Below are 26,252 nucleotides of genomic sequence, written 5' to 3'. Positions count from 1 at the left end.
AAGTCGTTGGCCTGCCGCGTCACAGCAGGGCGTAGGTCGTGGTGGCCTGCACGGCCAGCTTGCCATCGGTGCCGGTCAGCTCGATTTCGCCGAACACCACGGTCTTGCCGAGGCGCAGCACGTTGGCCCGCACCAGCACGTCGCCGTCGATCACGGGACGCATGAAATTGGTGTTCAGGGTAACGGTGGTCATCGGCCGGAACGCGCCGAGCGCGCTGGCTACCGCGACGATCATCGCCGTGTCGGCGGCGGACATCAGCACCTGCCCGCACACCACGCCGCCCGCATGGCGGAACATCTCCTGGAACGGCAGCCGCAGCGTGATGCCGGCGGCATCGACGGCCTCGGCGCGCAGCCCGAGCTGGCGCACCCACGGCGCGAGCACGCGCTCCAGCGTGGCATCGATATCGGCAAGGGTCATGCGGCCTTCGGCGGATTCGGACATGGCGATCCTGGTCTTGTTATCCCGCTGGGATTGTCGCCCGGTGGCCGCCCGGCAAGGGGTGGCCGCTATTCCGTCTCCTCCGGCGCGACGCGAAGCTTGAGCCAATGATACAGGGGGCCCGTGGCCAGCACCACGAAGGCCATCCGGATCACATGGAAGGCTGTCACCAGCGGCACGCCAAGCTCCAGCACCTTGGCGGTGATGCACATCTCGGCAATGCCGCCAGGCGTGGTGCCCAGGATCATCGTGGCCGGGTGCGCGCCGGACAGGATCGAGATCACCCAGCCAAGCAGCGCCGACACCAGCAGCGCCACCACCGTGTACAGCGCCACGCCCGACAGGAAGCGCGGCGCGGTATGCAGGAAGTCGCGCGAGAATCGCGCGCCCAGCGATACGCCGATCAGCAACTGCCCGGCGCGGCTCATCCACGTCGGGATGGCCGACAGTTCGATGCCGGAAGCGGTCAGCACCGCCGCAGCCAGCAGCGTGCCGATCACGAACGGATTCGGCATATTGAGCCGCCGCACCAGCAGCGCCACGCCGAGCGTGATGGCGATCAGCGCGAGCAGGCCCGGCGCGCTGACCGTGCGCGGCCCCGGGATGTACGGATCGAGTCCATGGATGCCGCCGTACTGGAAGATGGCCGGCACCGCTACCACCACCAGCAGCACGCGCAGCGAATGCGCGGCCGCAACCTGGTCGATGCGCGCGCCATTGCGTTCGGCCAGGTTGGCCATTTCCGAGGCGCCGCCGATGGCCGTGGAGAAATACGCGGTCTTGAACGCCACGCCCGTGGTCCTGCGCAGCAGCAGCGCACCGCCCGCGCCCAGTACCAGCGCAAACAGCGAGGCGGCGACGATGTAGGGCAGGAACTCGAGCAGGCGGGCCACCACGTCCGGCGTGAAATACAGGCCCAGCGATGCACCGATCACCCACTGGCCGGCATTGCGCGCCTGCGTCGGCGAACGCAGGTCCGCGCCGGCCATGCGCGCGCCAGCCACGGACAGCAGCGGCCCGATCATCCACGGCAGCGGTGTGCGCAGCACGGTACAGAGCAGGGCGGCGGCCAGGCCGAGCAGCAGCGTCAGCGCGACCGGCAACCAGCGATGGGAGGCAAGACTCATGATGCAGCGGCCTGGCGGGGGAGCCGGCGCCTTTGTTGTCGTGTTCCGGAATGCATGAAGCCCGGCGCGAGAGCGCCGGGCTTCGTTCAGCTTATGGCAGCGGGCAGCTTATCACGCCGCATTGTCCGCCTGTTCGTGCGCAGACGGGCGGTTGGCATGCCAGCGCAGCAGGCGCGGAATCACCACCACGGCCACAGTCATGGCCAGGATGGTGGCCGAGATCGGCTGCTTCACGAATAGGCTCCAGTCGCCCTGGCCGATCGACAGCGCATTGCGCAACTGCTTCTCGGCAATCGGGCCGAGGATCAGGCCGACGATGACCGGCGCGGTCGGGAAGTCGAAGCGGCGCATGACCATGCCGAGCAGGCCGACCACGAACAGCAGCAGCAGGTCGAACCACGACTGGCGGATGCCGTAGGCACCGAGTCCCGCGAAGATCAGGATGCCGCCGTACAGCAGCGGCGTCGGCACGCGCAGCATGCGCACCCACAGGCCGATCGCCGGCAGGTTCAGCACCAGCAGCATCACATTGCCGATGTACAGGGACGCCAGCAGGCCCCACACCAGGTCGCCCGAGGTCTGGAACAGCATCGGGCCCGGCTGCAGGTTGTAGTTCTGGAACGCCGCCAGCAGGATCGCGGTGGTGTTCGAGGTCGGGATGCCAAGCGTCAGCAGCGGGGCCAGCGTAGCCGTCACCGCGGCGTTGTTGGCGGCCTCGGGGCCAGCCACGCCTTCGATGGCGCCGACCTTGCCGAACTCTTCCTTGTGGTTCGACAGCTTCTTTTCGGTGGCGTAGGACAGGAACGTCGGGATCTCCGCGCCGCCGGCCGGGATCAGGCCGAACGGGAAGCCGATGATGGTGCCGCGGATCCACGCCGGCACCGACCGCTTCCAGTCCGACTTGTTCATGTGGACCGAGCTGAGCTTGTTGAAGGTTCCTTCCGGCTGCGGGAAGAACGCATTGAACAGCGCCTCGCCCACGGCGAACAGGCCCACGGCGACCACCACGATATCGACGCCGTCGTACAACTCCTGGATGTTCATCGAATAGCGCGTCTGGCCCGACAGCGAATCCATGCCGATCAGGCCGATGCCCAGGCCCAGGAACAGGCTGGTCATGCCGCGCAGCAGCGACGAGCCCAGCACGGCCGAGACCGTGGTGAACGCGAGCAACATGATCATGAAGTATTCGCCCGGGCCGAACTCCAGCGCGACATCCGCCGCCACCGGCGCGAACATCGACAGCAGCACGGTGGCGATGGTGCCGGCCACGAACGAGCCGATCGCGGCCGTAGCCAGTGCCGGGCCAGCGCGGCCATTCTTGGCCATCAGGTTGCCCTCCATGGCCGTGACCATGGTGGACGACTCGCCCGGCGTATTCATCAGGATCGAGGTGGTCGAGCCGCCGTACATCGCGCCGTAGTAGATGCCGGCGAACATGATCAGCGCAGCGGTAGGTTCGACCTTGGCCGTCAGCGGCAGCAGCATCGCCACCGTCAGCGCGGGGCCGATGCCGGGCAGCACGCCGATGGCGGTGCCGAGGAAGCAGCCCACCAGGGCCCACATCAGGTTGATTGGCGTGATGGCCACGGCAAAGCCGTGCATCAGCAGGTTCAGGGTATCCATGCTTGACTCCTTGCTGGACTTGGCGGGCTCAGAAGCCGGCGATGGGAAGCAGCGGCAGGTTGATGCCGAGCAGGAATTCAAACAGCGCCCACATCGGCAGCGTGATGCACAGGCCGATGATGGCGTCGCGCACGATGCGGCGGCTGCCGTAGCCGCGCGCCACGCAGATCATCAGCAGCGTGGACGACAGCACGAAGCCGAGCGTGCCGATCAGCGCCATGTTCAGCACCAGGCCCGCCGCGACCCACAGGAAGCCCTTGAAGTTGTGCGGGGCGTCGGGCAGTTCGGCATCTTCTTCCGGCATGTTGCGGAAGCCGCCGCGCACGCCTTGCCAGGTCAGCAGCGCGCCGCATACGGCCAGGCCGATCGCCACCAGCGTGGGTGCGAAACGCGGCGACAGGCCGGCATAGCCTTCTTCACCCGAAATGCCCGACAGGCCCAGGAAGAAGAACAGCGAGAGCGCCAGCACGGCAATGCCGATGGCGAGATGGGAGGGTTTCATGGAGACTCCTTGCCTTTGTCGCCAACCGGGAGAGGCTGGCGTCCGCGACGCTGGCTTTCTGATTCCTGCGCGGCCGCAGGGCCCGGCGACATGTAGTTTTGGTTTGGGTATCGCAGGTGGCAGACGCCGGGCCCCGCGCCGTTTTCCGGGCCACCCTCTACACCAGTGGCTTCGGCAGGCACGACAGGTAACTCATCAGCACTGCTTGGGTCCGCGGGGCAGCGGACCCGTACTGCAAGACGCGCAAAGGCGCCTTTTTGCTGCTTACTTCGCCACGCCCAGTTCGCGCAGCGTGCCGCCCAGGCGGGCCGATTCGCTGTCGACGAACTTGCCGAACTCGTCGCCGGTCAGCAGGAACGGCGTCCAGTCATTCTTCTGCAGCGTTTCCTTCCAGGCCTTGCTCTCGGTCGCCTTCACCACGGCGTCGATCATGGCCTTGCGCTGTTCGGGCGTGGTGCCCGGCGCGCCGTAGACGCCGCGCCAGTTGTAGATCTCGACGTTCACGCCCTGCTCCTTGAGCGTCGGGATATCCGCGGTGCGGTCCTTGGAGGTCACCGCCAGCGCGCGCATCTTGCCGCTCTTGATGAACGGCAGGAATTCCGAGACGCCGGCAATGCCCACGGTCACGTGACCGCCGAGGATCGAGGCCGAGGCCTCGCCGCCGCCCTGGAACGGCACATAGTTGATCTTCTTCGGGTCGACGCCGATGTCCTTGGCGATCAGGCCGGCCAGGATGTGGTCGATCGAACCCTTCGAGCCGCCGCCCCAGCTCACGCTGCCCGGATTGGCCTTGAGTTGCGTGGTCAGGTCCTTGATCGACTTGATCGGCGAGGCAGCCGGCACGGTGATGACCATGGTGTCGGCGAACAGGCGCGCGATCGGCGTGGCGTTCTTCAGCGTGACCGGCGGATGGTTGGTCTCGATGGCGCCGACCATCACCGCGCCGACGACCATCAGCGCGTTGGGGTTGGCCTTGTCGGTATTGACGAACTGGGTCAGGCCGATGGTGCCGCCGGCGCCGCCCTTGTTGTCATAGGTGGCCGTCTTGGCAACGCCCGAGGCGATCATCGCCGCGCCCAGGCCACGGCCGGTCTGGTCGTAGCCGCCGCCCGGGTTGGCGCCGATCATGAACTTGACGGTGTCCATCGCGAAGGCCGGTGCGGCGGCGACGGTGGCCGCAACGGCGGCCGAGGCCATGACGACGTGGGCGAAACGCTGAATCGAGCGGCGCATAACGGTCTCCTTCTCCTGGAATGTTCTTGCCGTATCTTCGGCTCGCCGTCATGGCGTAGCGTGTCCGGAAATCGGGAGAAAGGGGATGGCTACCGTCACGAAAAACCGTAGCTCGCTGTCTCCTGTCCGTTGCACGCGTGGCATGCCGGCCTTGTTTTTGAATGTCTGCATGACCTGTTGACAAGTCATGTGCCGGATTCTAGGCGTTGGAAACTGTCAAAAGGCTGTCAGATTGACAGCCATGGCATCGGGGTTTACGTGGATGGCGGGCGATTCAGCGTGCGGCGGGCGCCTGCATGGCCTTGCCTGCCACGGCGTCGCGGCAGGGATCTTCGCGTTCCACCGGCGCCACGGTTACCACGCGGTCGAAGCCCGCCGGGTTGCCGTGGCCGCGTTCGAGGTAACCGATGCTGACCGCCTTGCCGTCACCGGCCCCCAGCCACCGCGGCACGCCGATGTCGTTGCGCACATGCCCGTTCCCCGCGATCAGCACCGCCCCGCGCGCCGCGTAGGGCCGCAGCGTGGCGGCCATCACGGCATCGCGCGCGGCTTGCGCGTTCAGCATGCCGGGCAGCATCGCCTTGGGGAAATTGCCGCAATGGCCTTCGTCCAGCACCGCGGTCTGCGCCGCCACCAGGTCGGGGGGCAACGCACCGGTCAGGCCGAGTTGCGCGCGCTGCTGGGGCGCGAACAGGCCATCAAGGCCGGCGCGCACGATCTTCGCCGCGTCGGCACGCGACAGGTTCGCGGCCAGCAGCGGCAGGTCGTACTGCAGCGCCAGTGCCACCACCGGCTGGTACAGCGGCCACTGCCAGCCGCTGCCGCCGGCCTGCGCAATCAGGTAGTCGGCGTCGGTCGGGCGTTCGCGCCGTGCGCGGTCGATGTCGGCCTGGCGTTCGCGGTCGAACTGTTCCATGGCAATCGCGGGGCGCCAGCCCTGCTCAACGGCGCGCGCGAGGGCGGCGAGCCGCTGCTGCTGTCCGGCGGCGTTGTCATGGACTTCACCGAGCAGCACGTAGGACTTGCCGGCGAATGCTGCGCTGACCGCGTCGGGACCCGGCGCCGGCGGCGTGGCGGCGCAACCGGTGGCGAGCAATGCGGCCGCGGCAATGCGAGGCAAAGTCATGCAGTGGTCTCCAGGAGCTTGAACATCCGAAAGCGGTGCCGCGCCTGCGGGCACGGCACCACGGCTCAATGCTGGTGCGCCACCTCGCCATGCACCGGCTCGGCCAGGCGATTGCCTTCCGCGTCGATCTGCAACGGCCCGGTACCCGAGAACCGGTCCAGCGCCAGATAAATCACCGGCGTAATGAACAGCGTGATGACCTGCGAGAACAGCAGGCCGCCTACCACGGCCAGGCCCAGCGGCTGGCGCAGTTCGGCACCCGCGCCAAGGCCCAGCGCCAGCGGCAGCGCCCCCATCACGGCGGCGAACGTGGTCATCATGATCGGCCTGAAACGCAGCAGACATGCCTGGCGGATAGCCCGCGCCGGCGCCATGCCCTGCTCGCGCTGCGCGGCCAGCGCGAAGTCGATCATCATGATGGCGTTCTTCTTGACGATGCCGATCAGCATCAGCACGCCGATGGTCGCGATCAGCGACAACTCCACGTTGAACAGGAACAGCGTCAGCAGCGCGCCGATGGCGGCCGACGGCAGGCCCGCCAGGATCGTCAGCGGGTGGATGTAGCTCTCGTACAGCACGCCCAGCAGCGTATAGATGACCGCGATGGCCGCCACCAGCAGCACGATCTGCGTGGCCTGCGACGACTGGAACACCGCCGCGTCGCCACCCCAGCTCGTGAAGATGGAGGTCGGCATGGCGATGTCCTGGCGATAGCGGTCGATCTTGGCCGAAGCCTCGCCCAGCGCCGCACCAGGGGCCAGGTTGAACGACACCGTCACCGAAGGCAGCTGGCCCTGGTGGTTCACGGCAATCGGCCCGACCCGGCGCTCGGTGGTGGCGAACGCGGAGATCGGCACCATCTGGCCGGTCTTGCTGCGCACGTAGAGCTTGGTGAACGCGCTCTCGTCCTGGCGATCGACATCCGCGGCCTGCAGGATCACGTAGTAGTTGTCGATCGGCGTATAGATCGTCGATACCTGGCGCTCGCCGAACGCCGAGTACAACGCGGTGCGCACGTCCTGCATCTGCACGCCGAGCGCGTTGGCCTTGTCGCGGTCGATCGACAGCTGCGCCTCCAGGCCCGACTGCTGCGAGTCGCTGGTGACGTCGCGGAAGATCGAGTCCGCGCGCATCTTCGCCATGAGCTTGTCGCTGAACTCCTGCAGCTGGCCGGCCTTTACGCTCTGCAGCGTGTACTGGTAGCGGCTCTTGCTCTGGCGCCCGCCGAGGCGCAGGTTCTGCACCGGCGAGAAGTACACCGCCAGTCCCGCGATGCCGGACACGTCCTTGCGCAGCGACTCCACCACCTTCGGCATCTTGGGCCGCTCGCCGAGCGGCTTGAGTTCGATGAACATGCGGCCGGTGTTGATCGCCGGCGACGGGCCGCCGCCAATCGACACCACGATGCTCTTCACCGCCGGATTCGCGCGCATGCGCTCGGCGGCATCGCGCAGCCGCTCGGCCATCGCATCGAACGAGATGTCCTGCGGGCCTTCGGCGTTCACCTGGATCTGGCCGATGTCCTCCTCGGGGAAGAAGCCCTTTGGAATCTTGACGAACAGCACGGCAGTCAGCACGAAGGTGAGGCCCGCGGCAGCCAACACCACGCGCCGGTGCGCCAGGCACCAGTCCAGGCCGTGCGCGTACTTGTGCAGCGTCCACTCGAACAGGTTCTCGAACCACTGCGTCGAGCGCATCCCCAGCGTCTGCTTCTGCACCACGGCCGGCGCATGGCCGGCGTGATCGCCGTAGGCGTGCTGCGACTCATCGATCGGCACGTTCTCGGCCGACAGGAAGCGCGCACACAGCATCGGGATCAGCGTCAGCGACACCAGCGCCGACACCAGGATCGACAGCGACACCACCGCGGCGAACTCGTGGAACAGCAGCCCGATCACGCCCGGCATGAAGAAGATCGGGATGAACACCGCCACCAGCGAGATCGAGATCGACAGGATGGTGAAGCCCATCTCGCGCGAGCCCACCAGCGCGGCCTTGAGCGGCGGCACGCCTTCCTCGATATGGCGCACGATGTTCTCGAGCATCACGATGGCGTCGTCCACCACCAGGCCCACGGCCAGCGTGATGGCCAGCAGCGACACGTTGTCCAGGCTGTAGCCGAACGCTTTCATCAGCGCCACCGTGCCAATCAGCGAGATCGGCAGCGACACCGTGGGGATCAGCGTGGCGGCGGCGCGGCGCAGGAACAGGAAGATCACCATCACCACCAGCGCCACCGTCAGCGCCAGCGTGAACTGCACGTCGTGGATCGATTCCCGGATCGAGTTGGAGCGGTCGTTGACCACCGCCACGTTGACCGAGCCCGGCATCTGGCTGACCAGGCGGGGCAGGGCGCCCTTGATGGCGTCGACCACGGCCACGGTGTTGGCATCCGGCTGGCGCAGCACGGCCAGCACGATCGAGCGTTCGTTATTGAGCCAGCTGCCGGTCTTGAGGGTCTCGACACTGTCCTCGACCTCGGCCACGTCGGACAGGCGCACCAGGGCGCCGTTGGGCTGGCTGGCGACGATGATGTTGCGGAACGCATCGGCATTGGCGAGCTGCCGATTGGCCTGGATCGTCAGCGTCTGGCGCGCGCTGTCGAGCGTGCCGACCGGCGTATTGGCATTGGCGCGGTTCAGCGCCGTGGCCAGCTCGTCGAGCGTCAGGCCGCGCGCGGCCAGCGCATCCGGATGGGCGCGCACGCGCACGGCAAAGCGCTTCTGGCCAAACACCTGCACCTGCGCCACGCCGGGCAGCGTGGCCAGCGTCGGCGAGATCAGGTTGTCGCCAAAGGCGTTGAGTTCGGCGAGGCTCATCGCCGGCGAGTTGATCGCCAGCAGCAGCACCGGCGCATCGGCCGGGTTGACCTTGCGGTACGACGGCGGCACCGTCATCTCGATCGGCAGCGAACGCTGCGCGCGGAACAGCGCCGCCTGCACGTCCACGGCCGCGGCATCGATATCGCGGTCGCTGTCGAACTCGATCGTAATGCTTGAATTGCCGAGCGTGTTCGACGAGCTGATGACCTTCACGCCCGGGATCGTCGCAAACTGCTTCTCAAGCTGCGTGGCCACCGAGGCGGCCATGGTTTCGGGGCTTGCGCCCGGCAAGGTCGCCGTGACCTGGATCACGGGCGAGTTGAAGCTGGGCAACGCGGCGATGGGGATCGTCGGGTACAGCACGATGCCGGTGACGATGACCGCGATGCACAGCAGCACCGTCATCACCGGACGGCGGATACAAAGCTCGGACAGCGTCATGGCTTAGTGCCCCTGGGCCGCGGCCGGCGCGCTCGCCGGCGTGGCAGCAGCGGCAGGCGTCGGCGCGACTTCGCGCACCAGCACGCCCGGACGCAGGTTCTGCGTGCCTTCCACGACCACGCGCGTGCCCGGCGGCACGCCTTCGATCACGGCCGACGTGGCGGTGGTGGTCAGCAGCTTCACGGGCACGCGGGCGACCTTGCTGTCCGGCTGCACGGTGTAGACGAAGCGGCCTTCGGGCCCCGTCACCACGGCTTGCGGCGGCACCGACAGCGCGTCCTTGAGCGTCTGCACCACGGCGCTGACGTTGGCGTAGGTGCCGGGCCACAGGCGCTGCTCGTCATTGTCGAACTGCGCCTTGACGCGGATGGTGCCGTACTGGGGATCGACCGTGTTGTCGATGAAGGTGATCTTGCCCGTCACCGGCGTCTTGCTGCCGTCGTTGGGCTGGGCGGTGACCTTCACGGGCCCCGCACGCAGCGCGTCGCGCAGCGCGGCGAGCTGCCGCTCGGGCAGGCTGAAGGTCACGGCGATCGGCTGGACCTGCGCGATGGTCACCATCGGCCCGGTGCTGTTGGGCAGCACCATCGAGCCCGGGAAGACATTGATCACGCCGGTGCGCCCGCCAATGCTGGCGCGGATCGCGCCGTAGCTGACCGCGACGCGGCTGGCGTCGATTGCGGCCTGGTCGGCGCGGATGGTGGCTTCGAAGCCGTCCACCTTGGCCTGGGCCGTGTCCACCGCGCTCTTGGAGATGAAGTTGCGCTCCAGCAGTTCCTTGCTGCGCGCCAGGTTGCGGCGCGCGTCGGACAGGTCGGCCTGGTCGCGCAGCAATTGCGCCTGGGCCTTGGCCAGGTTGGCCTCGTCCATGCGCGTGTCGAGCGAGAACAGCAGGTCGCCCGGCTTGACGGTCTGGCCTTCCTTGATGTGGACGGCGCGCACGGTGCTGGAGACCTGCGGGCGGACTTCGACCGTGGATAACGCCGTCACATTGCCGTTGGCGGTGAACTGCAGCGGCACGTCGCCCTGCGTCACCAGTGCCGTAGCGACCGCCACCGGCGCGGGCCCCTTGGCGACGGGCTTCGGTACCAGCCAGGTGTGCCATGCAAACCATCCCGCTGCGGCGAGTACCGCAACGGTGATCACCACCACCCACGGCGATACCCGGCCACGGCCGGTTCCGGCGGATGCACTCCAGTTGCCGTCGACAAACCCCTTGGGCTGGTCGATCCTGTCTGTCTTCATCTTGTGTGGACCCTCTTGGCTGCAGCGCGCCCCCCCGGTGACGTCCCGCCTCTGTTCCCGCCGTGGCCGCCCGGTACGGGCAGCCCGGGGCCGGGCGGATACGTGTCGCGCAAACCTCTACTAGTACAGCGGTTCGCCCCGCGGAGCCAGCACGGACTATTACAGCGCGTTACAGCGGTAACGGCGTGATCCGGACCTGGCTTGGCTTGCTACGAGGGGTGGCGTGGCGGATGCGGGGCGGATTGCTTGTATCAAGACACAAACATTATCAGAAAAGCCGCCAGCCATCGCGACGCGAGCGGTTTATGCTGTCGATCGACAGCTTTCGCGGCCCATGCTGCACATGGATGGCATCGCCGGCGCGCACCTCGCCGGACCGCAGCACGCCCAGGTAGACGCCGGAGTAGCCGCTCTCGACCATGTCGCCGACGGCGTGGCGGTAGCCCAGCACGGCGTTGAACTTGCATGCAGGCTGCCGGGGCGACGCCACGCGCAGCACTGCGCTGCCGATGTACAGCACGTCGCCCATCCACAGGTCGGCCTCGACCAGGCCTTCGATGGTCAGGTTCTCGCCCATGGCGCCGAACGCAAGTCCGCGGTATGCCTCGGGCTGGCCCGCGGCGCGGCGGCGCTTGTTCCACCACGCGTAGTGCTCGGACGGATAGGCATACACAGCCTTGTCCAGGCCGCCGTGCACGGCCAGGTCGGCTTGCTCGTCGCCGGCCACGCCCTGCGGGCGCACCTGCACGCGCAACGGGTGGACCAGCGTGCTGACCGGGTGCTTGCGGATGCCGGACATCACCACCGCCTCGGTGCCGGCACGGGATACCACCAGCGGAATGGCCTTGCCGATATTGATCGCCAGCACGCGTGCACCACTCAGGATTCCATTCGGTTCGCTCACGATGCCCCCGCCGCGCGAGTTGTGGACAACTCCGTGGATAACGCAGGGAACAGGTGGTGGACAGTGCGTTGGACAACACTGTGGAAAAGCTGTGGAGCGAGACCTGGCCCGGGGACGGGCGGGGCCGCTCAGGCCTGTTGCGGGACCTGCCGCGGCGGCCACTGGCAGCCGAGCGCGCGGGCCCGCTGCGAGATCACCAGCGCCGCCAGCATCAGTATCGCGGCGCCCCAGTGCAGCGAACCGGTGCCGGCCACTGTATACAGGGCCGCGCCCGCCATGGCGCCGATGGCCTGGCCGAGGTAGATCGACGACGAGTTGAGCGAGATCGAGACCGATGCGCGGTCCGGCGCGATCATCACCAGCCGGGCCTGCTGCGCGCTGTTGGTAGCGAAGCCTCCCACGCCCCACAGCATGAACAGCAGCACCAGCGGCACGGTGCCCAGCCCCGCCAGCGGCCACAGCACCATCGCCGTGATCGACGTCAGCAGCGCGAACTGGACGATGCGGCTGGGTGTGATCCGGTCCATGCGGGAGGCCGCCATGGCATTGCCGAAGACCCCGCAGGCGCCGTAGGCCAGGAACATCAGGCTCAGCGCAGCGCCCGAGATGCCGTGCACGTCGCGCATCAGCGGGGCAATGTAGGTGAACATCGTGAACATGCCGGCCGACTGGATCATGGTGGCGGCCACCACCAGCATGATCGGCCGGTGGCGCAGCACGGCGCTCCAGGCCTCGCGGCCCACAGCCGGCACGTAAAGGCCGCGCGGCAACGCGCGCCAGACCGCCGCCGACACCAGCAGCGCCAGCACGCCCACCACCGCCATGCTGACGCGCCAGCCTAGCGTGCTCGCGATCCAAGTGCCCAGCGGCACGCCGACCACGCTGGCGATGCTCCAGCCCAGGAACACGAAGCTGATGGCCCGGCCGCGGGTCTGCGCGTTGACCAGCAGCGGCAGGGTAGCGGCAGTCTGCGGCGTGTAGATGGCCGCGCCGATCGCGGTCAGGAAGCGGATCGCCATCAGCGTGGCGAAGTTCGGCGCCAGGGCGGCCGCAAGGTGCAGCACGGCGTAGATCAGCAATGAGCCGGACAGCAACAGGCGGCGATCGATGCGTGAACCGAGCGTGGCGAACACCGGCGCGCCCACGCAGGTGGCCAGGGCGAACACCGAGATCAGCTGGCCGGCACTGGCCACGCCCAGGCCAAAATCGGCGGCAATGTCGTTCAACATGCCGGTCACGATCATCGCGCCGGTGCCAATGATGAAATTGCCGACGCAGAGCGTCACAAGCCTGGGGTCCATGCCGGGGGTGGCGCGTGGCGCCTTGTCGTTGTTGTCGGGACGCGCCGCGGGCCATTGCGGCCGGCGGTCAGGGAAGTCTCGAGTGTAGCGGTTCCGCGAAATTCGCGTCCGCGGGCGGAAGCCTTGAAGCGCCGGACCTTTGCCGACGCCATTGGAAGGAGGCTCCCCTGGCCCGCGAAGGGGAGAGGGGAGCAAACCAGCGGTGCTGGATGGGGCTCAGCGCGACAGTACCGGCGTCAACGCCTTCGGATTCACAATGCTCTCATGCTGCCCCGCCAGCACATCCAGGATGTTCTGGAAGGCAATGCGGAAGTACATCTCGTAGCTATCCCGCTCCACATACCCCAAATGCGGCGTGCAGATGCAGTTCTCCATCCGCAGTAGCGCGTGGCCCTGCAGGATCGGCTCGGACTCGAACACATCCACCGCCGCCATGCCCGGACGCCCGCGGTTGAGCGCCGCGACCAGCGCGTTTTCTTCCAGCAGCTCGGCGCGGCTGGTGTTGACGAACAGCGCCGTCGGCTTCATGCGGGTCAGGTCGGCCAGCTTGACCACGCCGCGCGTGTCGTCGTTCAGGCGCAGGTGCAGCGACAGCACATCGCTGTCGGCAAAGAACTGGTCCTTTGACTCCGCCACCGCCAGGCCATCGGCACGGGCGGCTTCCTGCGACGCCTCGCGTCCCCACACCAGCACGTTCATGCCGAAGGCGCGGCCATAGCCAGCCAGCAGCCGGCCGATCTTGCCGTAGCCCCAGATGCCCAGGGTCTGGCCGCGCAGCACCTGGCCCAGCCCGAAGTTGGGCGGCATGGTGGTCGACTTCAGGCCCGACTGCTGCCAGGCCCCGTGCTTGAGGCTGGCCACGTATTGCGGAATGCGGCGCTGCGCCGCCATGATCAGCGCCCAGGTCAGCTCGGCCGGTGCCACCGGCGAGCCCGCGCCTTCGAGCACCGCCACGCCGCGGTCGGTGCAGGCATCGACATCGATATGCGTGTTCGGCGCGGCGCCGACGCGGCCGGTCTGGCTGATGATCTTCAGCTTGGGCAGCTTCTCCAGCAACTGGCGCGTGATGCGCGTGCGTTCGCGGATCAGCACGACCGCTTCCACGTCCGACAGGCGCGCGGCCAGCTGGCCCACGCCCTTGACGGTGTTGTTGAACACCTTGACGTCGTGGCCTTCCAGCAGGCTGAAGCAAGGCAGCTTGCGCACGGCGTCCTGGTAATCGTCGAGTACGGCAATCTTCATCGGCAACTCTTTTTGTCTGCTGGCCTGGTGACCCGGGATTGGTGCGCGCGGCAACGGAGCACGCGCGCGACCAGCGCTATTGTCGGGTATCCGGGGCCGGCACATTCCATGCGTGAATCGGGGTCCGGCAATGCTGCGGAGCAAAAAACAGCGGTGTGCGGCAGTGGTATCCTTGCCCGTTCCGGTGCCGCCGGGGAATGTTCGGTCGAGCTTGGCTCCCGACATCCGGTGCCGCCGGACAAAGCCCGCTGGCCCCATGCAGCTAGCCCCGCGCGGGCGAAGCGCAACTTTAGCGCAGGCGCAGGGACTGCTGCGACCCTTTGCGTTACCCGGGCCGCAGAGGAGTTGTAACGGGATGTGACGACCGGTGCGAGTCGCTGACTTGAGCCGCAAAAGTGCGCCGCGACATGCATCGGCCTGGCTGGTTTCAGGTCGGGCTTTGAAAAGATTTCCCCTTCCTTCCCTTTACACATTTTGGAGTTGCAGGATGAACCACCCCTCGATGCAAGGCACGGCGGCGTTGAACGTGCCGGCCTGGGTCAAGAACCAGAAACTGGTGGCCTGGGTAGCCGAGATCGCCGCGCTGACCAAGCCGGAGCGCATCCACTGGTGCGACGGTTCGCAAGAAGAGTACGACCGCCTCTGCGAGCAGATGGTCGCTGCCGGCACGCTTAAGCGCCTGAACCCGGCCAAACGCAAGAATTCCTACCTGGCCCTGTCCGATCCGTCCGATGTGGCGCGCGTCGAAGACCGCACCTTCATCTGCGCGGACAAAAAGGAAGACGCCGGCCCCACCAACAACTGGATCGCCCCGGCCGAGATGCGCCAGACGCTCAACGGCCTGTTCGACGGCTGCATGCGCGGCCGCACGCTGTACGTGGTCCCGTTCTCGATGGGACCGCTGGGCTCGCCGATCGCGCATATCGGCGTGGAACTGTCCGACTCCCCGTACGTGGCCGTCAACATGCGCATCATGACGCGCATGGGCAAGGCCGTGTATGACGTGCTGGGCACCGACGGCGACTTCGTGCCGTGCGTGCACACCGTCGGCAAGCCGCTCGCCGCCGGCGAGAAAGACGTGCCGTGGCCGTGCAACCCGACCAAGTACATCGTCCATTTCCCGCAGACGCGCGAGATCTGGTCGTTCGGCTCGGGCTACGGCGGCAACGCGCTGCTCGGCAAGAAGTGCTTCGCGCTGCGGATTGCCTCGACCATGGGCCGCGACGAAGGCTGGCTGGCCGAGCACATGCTGATCCTGGGCGTGACCTCGCCCGAGGGCAAAAAATACCACGTGGCCGCCGCCTTCCCGTCGGCCTGCGGCAAGACCAACTTCGCCATGCTGATCCCGCCCAAGGGCTTCGAGGGCTGGAAGGTCACCACCATCGGCGACGATATCGCGTGGATCAAGCCGGGCAAGGATGGCCGCCTGTACGCGATCAATCCGGAGGCCGGCTACTTCGGCGTGGCCCCGGGCACTAGCGAGAAGACCAACTTCAACGCCATGGCGACGTTGAAGGAAAACGTCATCTTCACCAATGTGGCGCTGACCGACGACGGCGACGTGTGGTGGGAAGGCATGACCAAGGAAGCGCCGGCGCACCTGGTCGACTGGCAAGGCAAGGACTGGACGCCGGAAATCGCCAAGGCCACCGGCGCCAAGGCGGCGCACCCGAACGCGCGTTTCACCGCGCCGGCGGTGCAATGCCCGTCGATCGACGAGAACTGGGACAACCCTGCCGGCGTACCCATTGATGCGTTCATCTTCGGCGGCCGCCGCTCGACCACCGTGCCGCTGGTGACCGAGGCGCGCAACTGGACCGAAGGCGTCTACATGGCCGCGACCATGGGCTCCGAAACCACCGCCGCTGCCGCCGGCCAGCAAGGCGTGGTGCGCCGCGACCCGTTCGCCATGCTGCCGTTCTGCGGCTACAACATGAGCGACTATTTCGGCCACTGGCTCGAGCTCGGCAAGAAGCTGGAAGCGTCGGGCGCGAAGCTGCCGAAGATCTACTGCGTCAACTGGTTCCGCAAGGACGCAGACGGCAGCTTCGTGTGGCCGGGCTTCGGCGAGAACATGCGCGTGCTGTCGTGGATGATCGACCGCGTCGACGGCAAGGGCCAGGGCGCCGAGCACGTGTTCGGCACCAGCCCGCGTTATGAAGACCTGAACTGGAACGGCGTGGAGTTCTCGCCGGCGCAGTTCGCGCAGGTTACCTCGATCGACGTCGACGCCTGGAAGCAGGAGCTGGTGCTGCACGACGAACTGTTCACGCAGCTCAAGCACAACCTGCCTCAGGCGCTGGCCGAAACGCGGGCGGCACTGGGCAAGCGGCTGGAAGGTTGATTCTTGCCGCTGCCTGACTCCCCTCTCCCGCTTGCGTGAGAGGGGTTGGGGGAGAGGGGCGCAAACCGAGGGTTTATTGCCTATCCCCCTTCGCTTTCCCCCGACTGCTCCACCGCATACTTCACCAACCCCGCCCGGCCCTCGATACCCAGCTTGCGCTTGAGATTGAGCCGATGGGTCTCCACCGTGCGCACTGACACACCCAGCTGCGCCGCGATTTCCTTGTTGGCCATGCCGCGCCCGATGTAGCCCAGGATATCGCGTTCGCGCTTGGTCAGGGCGTCCAGCGGGCCCGCCGCCGGCATCTGTTCCGCCATGCCGCGCGCAATGCGCGCGCTGTAGAACACGCGCCCCGCCAGTACCGCCTCGATGGCGGCCATCAGTTCTTCCGCAGGGGCATCCTTCAACACATAGCCGTGCGCGCCGGCACGCACAGCCTGGCGCGCGTATTCGAGGTTGTCATGCATGCTGACCACCAGCACGGCAATTTCAGGGTATTGCTCATGCAGCACGCACGTCAGCGCAATGCCGCCCATGCCGCGCATGCCGATGTCGGTGATGACCAGGTCCGGGCGCTCGGCCGCGCCGGCACGATCGAGCCACGCCAGCGCGGCTTCCCCGCCGTCGGCCTCGCCCACCACGCGCAGGCCGGGCTGCAGCGCCAGGTGCATGCGCATGCCGTCGCGCACCAGCGCATGGTCGTCGATCAGCAGCACGCGCGCAGGCGTATCAGCGGCGTGGCCGGATTGGCCTTCGGCCGGGTCGGGGATCTGGGTCATGACTGCGAAGGTTCTTCCGGAATGGGGACGACGGGCCGCGCCTGTACTTTCACGAGCGGCAGCGCGGCTACCAGTTCCGTGCCGCCCATGCCCGAAACAATGCCGAACTGCCCGCCCAGCGCCGCAATCCGCTCGCGCAAATTGCGCAGCCCGATGCCACGCCGGGGATCGACCTGCATGCGGGCCACGTCAAACCCGCGGCCATCGTCGCGCACGGTCAGGCGCGTCGCGTCGGCATCGAAAGCCAGGGCCACCGTGACTTTGCGGGCGCCGGCATGGCGCTCGACATTGGTCAGGGCCTCCTGGGCGATCCGGTACAACGCGGTGGCCTGTTCGTCAGGCAGCTCGCGCGGCGTGCCGGCCTGGGTCACGCTGATCTGCAGGTGGCTGCCGCCCTGCATCTCGCGCGCCAGGTGCTCCAGCGCGGCAACCAGGCCGAGGTCATCGAGCAGGGCGGGCCGCAGGTTGCGGGCCACGCGCCGGACCTCGTTGAATACCGTGTCGAGCCGGTTCAGCGCCATGCCGAGAACCGGCGCCACCGCCGCGCCTTCTGCCGGCGCCAGGCGCAACCGGTTGGCGGCCGCTTCCAGCACCAGCTTGACCGACACCAGCAACTGGCTGATGCCGTCATGGAGTTCGCGCGACAGCCGCGCGCGCTCCTCTTCCTGTGACTGGACCACGCGCTGCGCCAGCTGGCGCAGCTTGGCGTCGGCCTCGCGGTGCTCGCTGATATTGAGGGCCAGGCCGCTCGCCGCCACCAGCAGGATGCTGACCGCGGCAATCACGCCGATCCACGCCATGGTCTCGCGGATATCGGTCGCGGCGCGCGCATCGAGCTGGCGCAACGTGTTTTCCACATCGTCCAGGTAGATGCCGGTGCCGAGCATCCAGCCCCATTCGGGCACGGCCACCACGTAGCCGAGTTTGGGCGCGAGCTGCCGGGACGATGGCTTCCTCCACAGGTAGCGCACCGAGCCGCCGCCGGCCTTGGCCGCGGCAATCAGCTTCTGGATGGTCAGGGCGCCCTGCGGGTCACGCAGCATCCACAAGTCCTGCCCGACCAGTTCTGGCTGGCGCGGATGCATCAGGTTGCGGCCCTGCAGGTCATACAGGAAGAAGTAGCCGTCGGGCCCGTAGTCGAGCCGCGCCAGTGCGTCCATGGCGGCCTGGCGCGTGGCGGCGTCGGCGCGGCCCGAACGCACCATCGGCGCGATCGCGCTCTGCGCCAGCTCTACGTAGTGGCGCAGTTCGGTTTCCTTGCTCTGGAGATAGGCCGACTCGACCAGCGCGCGCTCATGCCTCGCCAGCTGCGTCGCCTGGAAACGCACGGCAAGCGCAATGCCAAGCATCGCCACCGCCAGGGGCGCGACGGCTAGCAACAGGATCTTGTGGCGGAGTTTCATACATGAACCGGACGACCGGGGGTAAACACCGATGCCGCGTGGGCGGCATGCCACCGTCGATCTGCGTAGTACTACGCAGAAGTGCTGCGTAGTTACGCGCTTGTGCGGGGTTTGGCGGGTGTCAATACTACACGCCGGACGCTTGAGCCGCCCCAACAAGGCGCGTGCGTCGACGCAGCTGGTGCGCCGCCCACCCGGATGGTGCATTGCCTGCCTGCAAGACGAGACCCGGAAACGACAAGAACCGGGCGAGCAGCAGCAAGATCCGAAGAGACACCCTCACCGCCGGATTGCCCCGCTGCCCGCCCTCAGGCGCGCGCCCGCCGTCGACCTGCCAGTTACCAGTCCTTCGCCGCCGCAGGCTATCGAAATCCCCCGGTCTGAGGAGACCTTCACTATGAATCGCATCGGAGAACACCTGGTGTGGCTGGCCGTCGCCATCCTTGGCGCGTTTGCCTTCGCCACGGTCGCGCTGTCGCGCGGCGAGGCGGTCAGTGCGCTGTGGATCGTGGTTGCCGCGCTCTGCATCTACCTGATCGCCTACCGCTACTACAGCCGCTTCATCGCCGACAAGGTCATGCAGCTGGACCCGAAACGCATGACCCCGGCCTGGCGCCACAACGACGGCCTGGACTACGTGCCGACCAACAAGGCGGTGCTGTTCGGCCACCACTTCGCCGCCATCGCCGGCGCCGGCCCGCTGGTCGGCCCGGTGCTGGCCGCCCAGATGGGCTATATGCCGGGCATGCTGTGGATCCTGGCCGGCGTGGTGTTCGCCGGCGCGGTGCAGGATTTCATGATCCTGTTCATCTCCACGCGCCGCGACGGCCGTTCGCTGGGCGACCTGGTCAAGTCCGAAATGGGCACGGTGCCGGGCATGATCGCGCTGTTCGGCTGCTTCATGATCATGATCATTATCCTGGCGGTGCTGGCGCTGATTGTGGTGAAGGCGCTGGCCGGCTCGCCGTGGGGCACGTTCACCGTGGCGGTGACCATTCCCATCGCGCTGTTCATGGGCATCTACACGCGGTACATCCGTCCCGGCCGCATCGGCGAGGTGTCGGTGATCGGCTTCGTGCTGCTGATGCTCGCCATCCTGGGCGGCCAGTACGTGCATGAAAGCGCCGTGCTGGCGCCGCTGTTCACGTATGACGGCAAGGCGCTGACCTGGATGCTGATCATCTACGGCTTTATCGCCGCCGTGCTGCCGGTGTGGCTGCTGCTGGCGCCGCGCGACTACCTGTCGACCTTCCTGAAGATCGGCACCATCATCGCGCTGGCCATCGGCATCCTGATCGTCGCGCCGGAACTCAAGATGCCGGCCTTCACGCAGTTCGCCCAGGGCGGCGGGCCGGTGTGGTCGGGCAACCTGTTCCCCTTCCTCTTCATCACCATCGCCTGCGGCGCGGTGTCGGGCTTCCATGCGCTGATCTCGTCGGGCACCACGCCCAAGCTGCTGGAGAATGAAAGCCACGCGCGCTTCATCGGCTACGGCGCGATGCTGGCCGAATCCTTCGTCGCCATCATGGCGCTGGTGGCGGCCTCGGTGATCGAGCCCGGCGTGTACTTCGCGATGAACAGCCCCGCCGCCGTGATCGGCACCACGCCGGACGCCGTGGCCCACGCCGTATCGACCTGGGGCTTCGTCGTCACCCCTGACGTGCTGATCCAGACTGCCAAGGACGTTGGCGAGAACACCATCATCTCGCGTGCCGGCGGCGCGCCGACGCTGGCGGTGGGCATCGCCCATATCCTGCACCAGGTGGTGGGCGGCCAGGCCATGATGGCGTTCTGGTACCACTTCGCCATCCTGTTCGAGGCCCTGTTCATCCTGACCGCCGTCGACGCGGGCACCCGCGCCGGCCGCTTCATGCTGCAGGACCTGCTGGGCAGCTTCGTGCCGAGCATGCGCCGCACCGACTCGCTGCCGGCCAACCTGATCGCCACCGCGCTGACCGTTGCGGCCTGGGGCTACTTCCTGTACCAGGGCGTGGTCGATCCGCTGGGCGGCATCAATACGCTATGGCCGCTGTTCGGTATCTCCAACCAGATGCTGGCCGCCGTGGCACTGGTGCTTGGCACCTGCGTGCTGGTCAAGATGAAGCGCGGCCAGTACGCCTGGGTGACGCTGCTGCCGACCATCTGGCTGCTGATCTGCACGCTTACCGCCGGCTGGCAGAAACTGTTCGATGCCGATCCGAAGGTCAGCTTCCTGACCCACGCCGGCAAGTTCAGCGCCGCCATCGCCGAAGGCAAGGTGCTGGCCCCGGCCAAGACCATGGAGCAGATGCACCGCATCGTCTTCAATGACTACCTGGACGCCGGCCTGTGCGCGCTGTTCATGTTCGTGGTGCTGTCGATCGTGGTCTACGGCTTCAAGACCGCCATGCAAGCGCGTGCCGCGAACCGTCCGACCGACAAGGAAACGCCGTTCGAGCCGCTGCCGGCAGCCGCCTCGGCACAATCCTGATCGCCCGGTTCAAAGGAGCCCCGCCATGCTGGAACAACTTGGAACGATGGGACGCTACCTGGGGCAGTCGCTGCGGCTGATGGTCGGCCTGCCCGACTACCAGACTTATGTGGCCCACATGGAAAGCACCCACCCGGACCGCGCACCGATGACCTACGAGGAGTTCTTCCGCGAACGCCAGGAAGCCCGCTACGGCGGCGGGCAGGGCAAGTGCTGTTGAGCTGCACCGGCTGGGTCTGATGGAACGGGCAACCTTCGGGTTGCCCGTTTTTTTGGGCGTCGGGATCCACGCGTCTGCCGTGTTGTCGCTCAAACCATACGTTTCAGCAGCGGGTTACATGGCTTTACACGTGGTTACAGCAAGACGGAGGCTCGTTCTCTACACTTGCGGCACAACATGGCAAAGAAAGGAAACGATATGTCTCGCCATCCCGTTCGCAATATGACCCTGGCTCTCGCCCTGGCGGCGTCCGCGCTGCCGGCCTTCGCGAGCGACATGAACAATGCCCTTGGCGGCGCCCTCGGCGGCGTGGCAGGGGCGGCTGTAGGCGGCGCCCTGGGCGGCAGCACCGGTGCCGTGATCGGCGGTGCCGTTGGCGGCGGCGCGGGCGGGGCGGTGACGTCCAACCGGCGCGAGCGCACGGGTGCCATCATCGGCGGCGCGCTGGGCGGTGGCGCAGGTACGGCGGCGGGTAACGCCATGGGCGGCCGCACCGGCGGCCTGGTCGGCGCGGCGGTGGGCGGTGGCGCAGGCGCAGCGCTGGGCGGCAACGTTTCGCGCAGCAATTCTTATGAGAACGACCGCCGCTACTACGATGGTGGTGGCCACTACAAGCATAAGAAGCACAAGCACCACCATCATTACGACGACTGAGCCCATCCTCAGCCGGGCAGGATCCAGGAACGGGCCGCTGGCCCGTTTTTCTTTGCGTGCTCTGGCATAATGCCAGGCAGAAGCAGTCCCTCCTGACCGGACACAGAAACAAAGAAGCCCGCAAACCAGTGCGGGCTTCTTCTCCGGATAAACAAGGAGAGGTCTGTCAGACGCTCTCCAAACGACCTGTGGAGACCAGGTTGAGAGGTAGGGGCCGCATAGGGGAGATACGGCCCCGGACCGCGGCTTGCGGGCCCTGTCGATTACAGGGGCGCGCGGTCGGAAGAAAGATCGTACTTGGCGCCGTCGCTGTACACGTCGTACTTGCCGGCCTTGGCGCCATCGCTGTAGACGTCGTACTTACCAGCCTTGGCGCCGTCGCTGTAGACGTCGTACTTGCTGCCGGCCTTGGCGCCATCTGCGTACGGGTCGAACTTGCCGGCCTTGGCAAACGCCGGTGCAGCGGAAAGGGCTGCGGCGAGGGTGGCAATAGCGATCAGGGAAAGACGGGTGGTTTTCATGGCTCAGTGTTTCTTCAACTTGGTGCCGGTTTGTGCAGTCTAGGTTGCTGCAATGCGGCATCCGATGGGTAGATATTAGGCGTTTCCCTCATATCAATAAATATCGCCTGGCACAATGATTAGTTCTGATTCCAACAATAAAGTCACCTGAACCAGGAAAAATTCAGGAGAACGACGGGAGACTATGTCATGGATCGCCTGCAATCGATGCGCGTGTTCGCCAAAGTGGTGGAGCTAGGCAGCTTTGCTCGTGCAGCGCAGCAGTTGGAGATGTCCAACGCGGTCGTGACGCGCTATGTGGCGGACCTGGAAAGCCACCTGGGTACGCGGCTGCTGAACAGGACGACCCGCAGCCTGTCGCTGACCGACGCCGGGGAAACCTACCTGCAGCGCTGCCAGCAGATCCTGGAAGACGTGGAAGAAGCCGAAGGCGTGGTGACGGCGCGCAGCCAGTCGCTATCGGGAACCTTGCGACTGGTGACTCCAGTGATGTTCGGACTGCACTTGCTACCAAGCCTGATGGCGCGGTTCCAGCAGCTGTACCCCGATGTGGTCTTCGACGTGCTCCTGTCCGACCGCAACGTGGATATCGTGGAAGAGGGACGGGACGTCGCGGTCATGCTGTCGGATCTGGGCCTCGGCTCGCACCTGGTGGCCCGGCCACTGATCTCGGCCGAAATTGTGCTGTGTGCCTCGCCTGAATATGTCCGCATGCACCCGCCGCTGCGGCACGCGCACGAGCTGACCAATCACCGCTGCATCGCCATGCGGCTGCCCAACGTGGAACACGAGTGGACGCTGCTTGGGCCCGAAGGCGAAGTGACGGTGCCGATCCGTCCTGGACTGCTGTGCAGCAATGCCGAACTCGCGCACCAAGCGGCACTCGCGAATATGGGCGTGGCGATGCTGTCGTCCTACCTGGCCAAGCAGAATATCGAGTCAGGCAGCCTCGTGCACGTCCTGCCGCAGTACCAGTTGCCGCGGCGCGATGTCAGCGTGGTTTATCCGAGCCGCAAATTCCTGCCGACCAAAGTCCGGGCGTTTATCGACTTCCTGCTGGAAGAGGGCGTCCGGGGCCGCGAGCAGCTTTCGTAAGGCAATCGGGAGGACGCAGGCGCTGACGCGCCGTCTCCCCCCGCCCTATACCATTACTCTTCGGCCTCGACCGTGGCCTTGCCCGCGTCGCGGGTCTTCTTGGCCGCGACCGTCTTGGCGGGCGCCTTCTTGGCCGCGGTCTTGGCCGCGGTCTTGGTCGCGGCGGTCTTGGTGGCTGCCTTCTTCGCCGGCGACTTGGCCGCAGCGGCCTCGGCTTCGTCCGGCTTTGCGGCCGTGCGCGACGCAGTCTTCGCCGATGCCTTGGCGCCGGCCTTGGGCTCGCGGGCCTCGAATTCGAAGCCGATCTTGCCGTCCGCCTGCCTCACCAGGAACGCCTTGAAGTTGCGGCCCGTGCGCGACGACTTGAAACCCGTCAGCAGGTCGGTACGGCCGTCGTTGAGCAGCTTGCCGACCTGTTCGCGGCTGATTTCCTGCTGCAGGATGATCTTGCCGGTGGTGAAGTCACAGGTCTTCGGGCTGGCCACGCTGTTCTCGCACACATACTTCATGCCGTGCTCGAACACCGCGCCACTGCACTTCGGGCAGGTGCCGACCGGCTCCTGCCCGCTGAAATCGACCGGCTCGCCGTCGCCCTCGTCATCGTTCTGGCCGAAATCGAATTCCATCTTGTAATGGCCTTCGTCGTCCTTGGCGATCTTGAGGATGGCGGCAAACGGCCGGCCCATCTTGCTGCGGAACCCTTGCAGCGGGCCGATTTCCCGCTTCAGCAGCAGTTCTTCAACCTCGTTGATCTCGAACTGGCGGCCACCAGGGATCTTGCTGATCGAAAATTCGCACACGGTGCAGGCAAAGCGGCGGTAATTCTCCTTCACCTGGCCGCCGCACTGCGGGCAGGGCGTCGCCAGCGTGGCGTAGTCGCCAGGGATGGTGTCGCTGTCGTATTCCTTGGCGCGCTTGACGATCTGCTGCGTCATCTGCGCGATCTCGAGCATGAACTCGTCGCGCTTCAGGCGTCCTCGCTCGATCTGCGACAGCTTGTGCTCCCATTCGCCGGTCAGCTCGGCCTGCGTCAGTTCCAGCACGCCCAGGCCGCGCAGCAACGTCATCAACTGGAACGCCTTGGCGGTTGGGATCAGCTCGCGGCCTTCGCGCACCAGGTACTTTTCCGTGAGCAGCCCTTCGATGATGGCCGCGCGCGTGGCCGGCGTGCCCAGGCCTTTGCCGGCCATGGCTTCGCGCAGCGCGTCGTCGTCCACCAGCTTGCCGGCGCCTTCCATGGCGGACAGCAGCGTGGCTTCGTTGTAGCGCGCGGGCGGCTTGGTGGTCAGGCCCACGCTCTCGACCTTGTCGGTCTTGACCTTCTCGTCCTTGGCTACCGGCACCAGGTTGGCGGCATCCTTGTCGCCCTGCGCCTCGCGGCCATAGATCACGAGCCAGCCCGGATTGACCAGCACCTTGCCTTCGGTCTTGAAGTGATGGCCGGCGACTTCCGTGATACGAGTCGTGACCTGGAACTCGGCGGCCGGGAAGAACACCGCCAGAAAGCGGCGCACGACCAGGTCGTACAGCTTCTGCTCCGGCTCCGACAGGTTCTTGGGCGCCTGCAGGGTCGGGATGATAGCGAAGTGATCGCTGATCTTGCTGTTGTCGAAGATCTTCTTGTTCGGCTTGACCCAGCCCTGCGACAGGATCTTCTTCGCGTGCGGCAGGTAGTTGGGCGAGCTGTCCGACAGCATGGTCATGGTCTGCTTGACCGTTTCCATGTAGTCCTCGGGCAGCGCGCGCGCGTCGGTACGCGGGTAGGTCAGGACCTTGTGCTTTTCATACAGGGCCTGCGCCAGGCCGAGCGTGTTCTTGGCCGAGAAGCCGAAGCGCGAGTTGGCCTCGCGCTGCAGCGTGGTCAGGTCAAAGAGCGCCGGCGACTGCTGCGTGGACGGCTTCGATTCTTCGGTGACAGTGCCGGGCTTGTCGCGGCACGCGGCGACGATGCTCTTCGCCTCGGCCTCGCTCCACAGGCGCGACTCGCGCGCCTCGGGATCGAACTCGCTCTTCTTGAATTTCGGATCGAACCAGCGGCCTTCGTACAGGCCGGCTGCGGCGATGAACTCGGCGTGCACTTCCCAGTAATCGCGCGGCACGAAGTGCTTGATCTTCTCCTCGCGCTCCACCACGATCGACAGCGTCGGCGTCTGGACGCGGCCGACGGTGGTCAGGAAGAAGCCGCCGCCCTTGCTGTTGAAGGCAGTCATGGCACGCGTGCCATTGATGCCGACCAGCCAGTCGGCCTCGGACCGGCAGCGCGCGGCATCGGCCAGCGGCAGCATGTCCTGGTCTTCGCGCAGGCTGGCGAAGCCGTCGCGGATCGCCTGCGGCGTCATGGATTGCAGCCAGAGCCGGCGGATCGGCTGCTTGGCCTTGGCCTGCTGGGCGATCAGCCGGAAAATCAGTTCGCCTTCGCGCCCCGCGTCGCAGGCATTGATCAGGCCGGTGACGTCCTTGCGCTTGATCAGGCGGTTGAGCACCTTCAGGCGCGACTCGGTCTTGGCGATCGGGCGCAGGTCGAAGTGGGGCGGGATCACCGGCAGGTTGGCGAAGCTCCACTTGCCGCGCTTGACCTCGTATTCCTCGGGCGCGGCGATCTCCACCAGGTGGCCCACGGCGGACGACAGCACGAAGTCGTCACTTTCAAAGTACTCGTCGTGCTTGGTAAAGCCCCCGAGGGCACGGGCGATATCGGCCGCGACCGATGGCTTTTCCGCGATGATGAGGGCTTTTGACATTGAACGGGTCCTTG

At 66.6% G+C, this 26,252-nt stretch carries 20 protein-coding genes; 5 read left to right on the top strand and 15 right to left on the bottom strand.

All coding sequences use genetic code 11. The features are described from left to right. Positions 1-19: 19 nt before the first annotated feature. The 11 genes from AC3FKG_RS11120 to AC3FKG_RS11070 all read right to left on the bottom strand — a co-directional run bounded on the left by AC3FKG_RS11120 (position 20) and on the right by AC3FKG_RS11070 (position 14,011). On the bottom strand, positions 20-445 hold the full coding sequence (locus AC3FKG_RS11120) for a PaaI family thioesterase (protein WP_483709935.1): 426 nt from the start codon (positions 443-445) through the stop codon (positions 20-22). A gap of 65 nt (positions 446-510) precedes the next feature. After that, positions 511-1,569 carry an AbrB family transcriptional regulator gene (locus AC3FKG_RS11115; RefSeq protein ID WP_483709934.1) on the bottom strand — a complete coding sequence of 353 codons (1,059 nt, stop codon included), beginning with the start codon at positions 1,567-1,569 and terminating at the stop codon, positions 511-513. Between the two features lie 111 nt (positions 1,570-1,680). Continuing rightward, a complete protein-coding gene (locus tag AC3FKG_RS11110; protein WP_488743074.1) occupies positions 1,681-3,195 on the bottom strand; it encodes a tripartite tricarboxylate transporter permease in 1,515 nt (504 codons plus the stop codon). 28 nt (positions 3,196-3,223) lie between these two features. Then, on the bottom strand, positions 3,224-3,697 hold the full coding sequence (locus AC3FKG_RS11105) for a tripartite tricarboxylate transporter TctB family protein (protein WP_483709932.1): 474 nt from the start codon (positions 3,695-3,697) through the stop codon (positions 3,224-3,226). 264 nt (positions 3,698-3,961) lie between these two features. Next, positions 3,962-4,930: a tripartite tricarboxylate transporter substrate binding protein gene (locus tag AC3FKG_RS11100; RefSeq protein WP_483709931.1), complete on the bottom strand. Its 969-nt coding sequence runs from the start codon at positions 4,928-4,930 to the stop codon at positions 3,962-3,964. A gap of 274 nt (positions 4,931-5,204) precedes the next feature. Beyond that, a complete protein-coding gene (locus AC3FKG_RS11095; RefSeq protein WP_483709930.1) occupies positions 5,205-6,056 on the bottom strand; it encodes a ChaN family lipoprotein in 852 nt (283 codons plus the stop codon). 65 nt (positions 6,057-6,121) lie between these two features. Continuing rightward, positions 6,122-9,319 (bottom strand): efflux RND transporter permease subunit, encoded by a 3,198-nt coding sequence (locus tag AC3FKG_RS11090; protein WP_488743073.1) that lies wholly within the window; start codon positions 9,317-9,319, stop codon positions 6,122-6,124. 3 nt (positions 9,320-9,322) lie between these two features. Then, positions 9,323-10,564 carry an efflux RND transporter periplasmic adaptor subunit gene (locus tag AC3FKG_RS11085; RefSeq protein WP_488743072.1) on the bottom strand — a complete coding sequence of 414 codons (1,242 nt, stop codon included), beginning with the start codon at positions 10,562-10,564 and terminating at the stop codon, positions 9,323-9,325. Between the two features lie 268 nt (positions 10,565-10,832). After that, on the bottom strand, positions 10,833-11,468 hold the full coding sequence (locus AC3FKG_RS11080; protein WP_488743071.1) for an MOSC domain-containing protein: 636 nt from the start codon (positions 11,466-11,468) through the stop codon (positions 10,833-10,835). A gap of 128 nt (positions 11,469-11,596) precedes the next feature. Then, positions 11,597-12,769, bottom strand: a complete 1,173-nt coding sequence (locus AC3FKG_RS11075) for an MFS transporter (protein WP_483709925.1) — start codon at positions 12,767-12,769, stop codon at positions 11,597-11,599. 216 nt (positions 12,770-12,985) lie between these two features. Beyond that, positions 12,986-14,011 (bottom strand): D-2-hydroxyacid dehydrogenase family protein, encoded by a 1,026-nt coding sequence (locus AC3FKG_RS11070; protein ID WP_483709923.1) that lies wholly within the window; start codon positions 14,009-14,011, stop codon positions 12,986-12,988. Between the two features lie 487 nt (positions 14,012-14,498). On the opposite strand from AC3FKG_RS11070, the gene AC3FKG_RS11065 reads away from it, so the two are divergent. Further along, positions 14,499-16,355, top strand: coding sequence for a phosphoenolpyruvate carboxykinase (GTP) (locus tag AC3FKG_RS11065; RefSeq protein ID WP_488743070.1), 1,857 nt, complete (start codon positions 14,499-14,501; stop codon positions 16,353-16,355). Positions 16,356-16,435: 80 nt separating this feature from the next. Here the strand turns inward: AC3FKG_RS11065 and AC3FKG_RS11060 are convergent, their stop codons facing one another. Further along, a complete protein-coding gene (locus AC3FKG_RS11060; protein WP_488743069.1) occupies positions 16,436-17,134 on the bottom strand; it encodes a response regulator in 699 nt (232 codons plus the stop codon). Beyond that, positions 17,131-18,537, bottom strand: a complete 1,407-nt coding sequence (locus tag AC3FKG_RS11055) for a cache domain-containing protein (protein WP_488743068.1) — start codon at positions 18,535-18,537, stop codon at positions 17,131-17,133. Before AC3FKG_RS11055 ends, AC3FKG_RS11060 begins: the two co-directional genes overlap by 4 nt. 397 nt (positions 18,538-18,934) lie before the next feature. Here AC3FKG_RS11055 and AC3FKG_RS11050 point away from each other — a divergent pair, with 397 nt between their 5' ends. From AC3FKG_RS11050 to AC3FKG_RS11040, 3 genes are all read left to right on the top strand, one after another. Further along, positions 18,935-21,007, top strand: a complete 2,073-nt coding sequence (locus tag AC3FKG_RS11050) for a carbon starvation CstA family protein (protein ID WP_483709918.1) — start codon at positions 18,935-18,937, stop codon at positions 21,005-21,007. A gap of 25 nt (positions 21,008-21,032) precedes the next feature. After that, a complete protein-coding gene (locus AC3FKG_RS11045; protein ID WP_211946023.1) occupies positions 21,033-21,227 on the top strand; it encodes a YbdD/YjiX family protein in 195 nt (64 codons plus the stop codon). Between the two features lie 198 nt (positions 21,228-21,425). Continuing rightward, positions 21,426-21,881, top strand: a complete 456-nt coding sequence (locus tag AC3FKG_RS11040; protein WP_483709916.1) for a hypothetical protein — start codon at positions 21,426-21,428, stop codon at positions 21,879-21,881. 263 nt (positions 21,882-22,144) lie between these two features. Here AC3FKG_RS11040 and AC3FKG_RS11035 read toward each other — a convergent pair whose 3' ends face one another. Beyond that, complete coding sequence (locus AC3FKG_RS11035; RefSeq protein ID WP_488743067.1) at positions 22,145-22,402, bottom strand: hypothetical protein; 258 nt, start codon at positions 22,400-22,402, stop codon at positions 22,145-22,147. A 189-nt stretch (positions 22,403-22,591) separates the two neighbouring features. Between AC3FKG_RS11035 and AC3FKG_RS11030 the strand changes: the two genes are divergently transcribed. Beyond that, complete coding sequence (locus tag AC3FKG_RS11030) at positions 22,592-23,497, top strand: LysR family transcriptional regulator (protein WP_483709913.1); 906 nt, start codon at positions 22,592-22,594, stop codon at positions 23,495-23,497. Positions 23,498-23,550: 53 nt separating this feature from the next. Here AC3FKG_RS11030 and AC3FKG_RS11025 read toward each other — a convergent pair whose 3' ends face one another. Continuing rightward, positions 23,551-26,238: a DNA topoisomerase III gene (locus tag AC3FKG_RS11025; protein WP_488743066.1), complete on the bottom strand. Its 2,688-nt coding sequence runs from the start codon at positions 26,236-26,238 to the stop codon at positions 23,551-23,553. Positions 26,239-26,252 lie beyond the last annotated feature (14 nt).

This window comes from Cupriavidus sp. 22TCCZM04-2 (assembly GCF_057798895.1).
The sequence above is the reverse complement of the archived record's forward strand: the minus strand, read 5'-3'. Positions and strand labels throughout refer to the sequence as shown.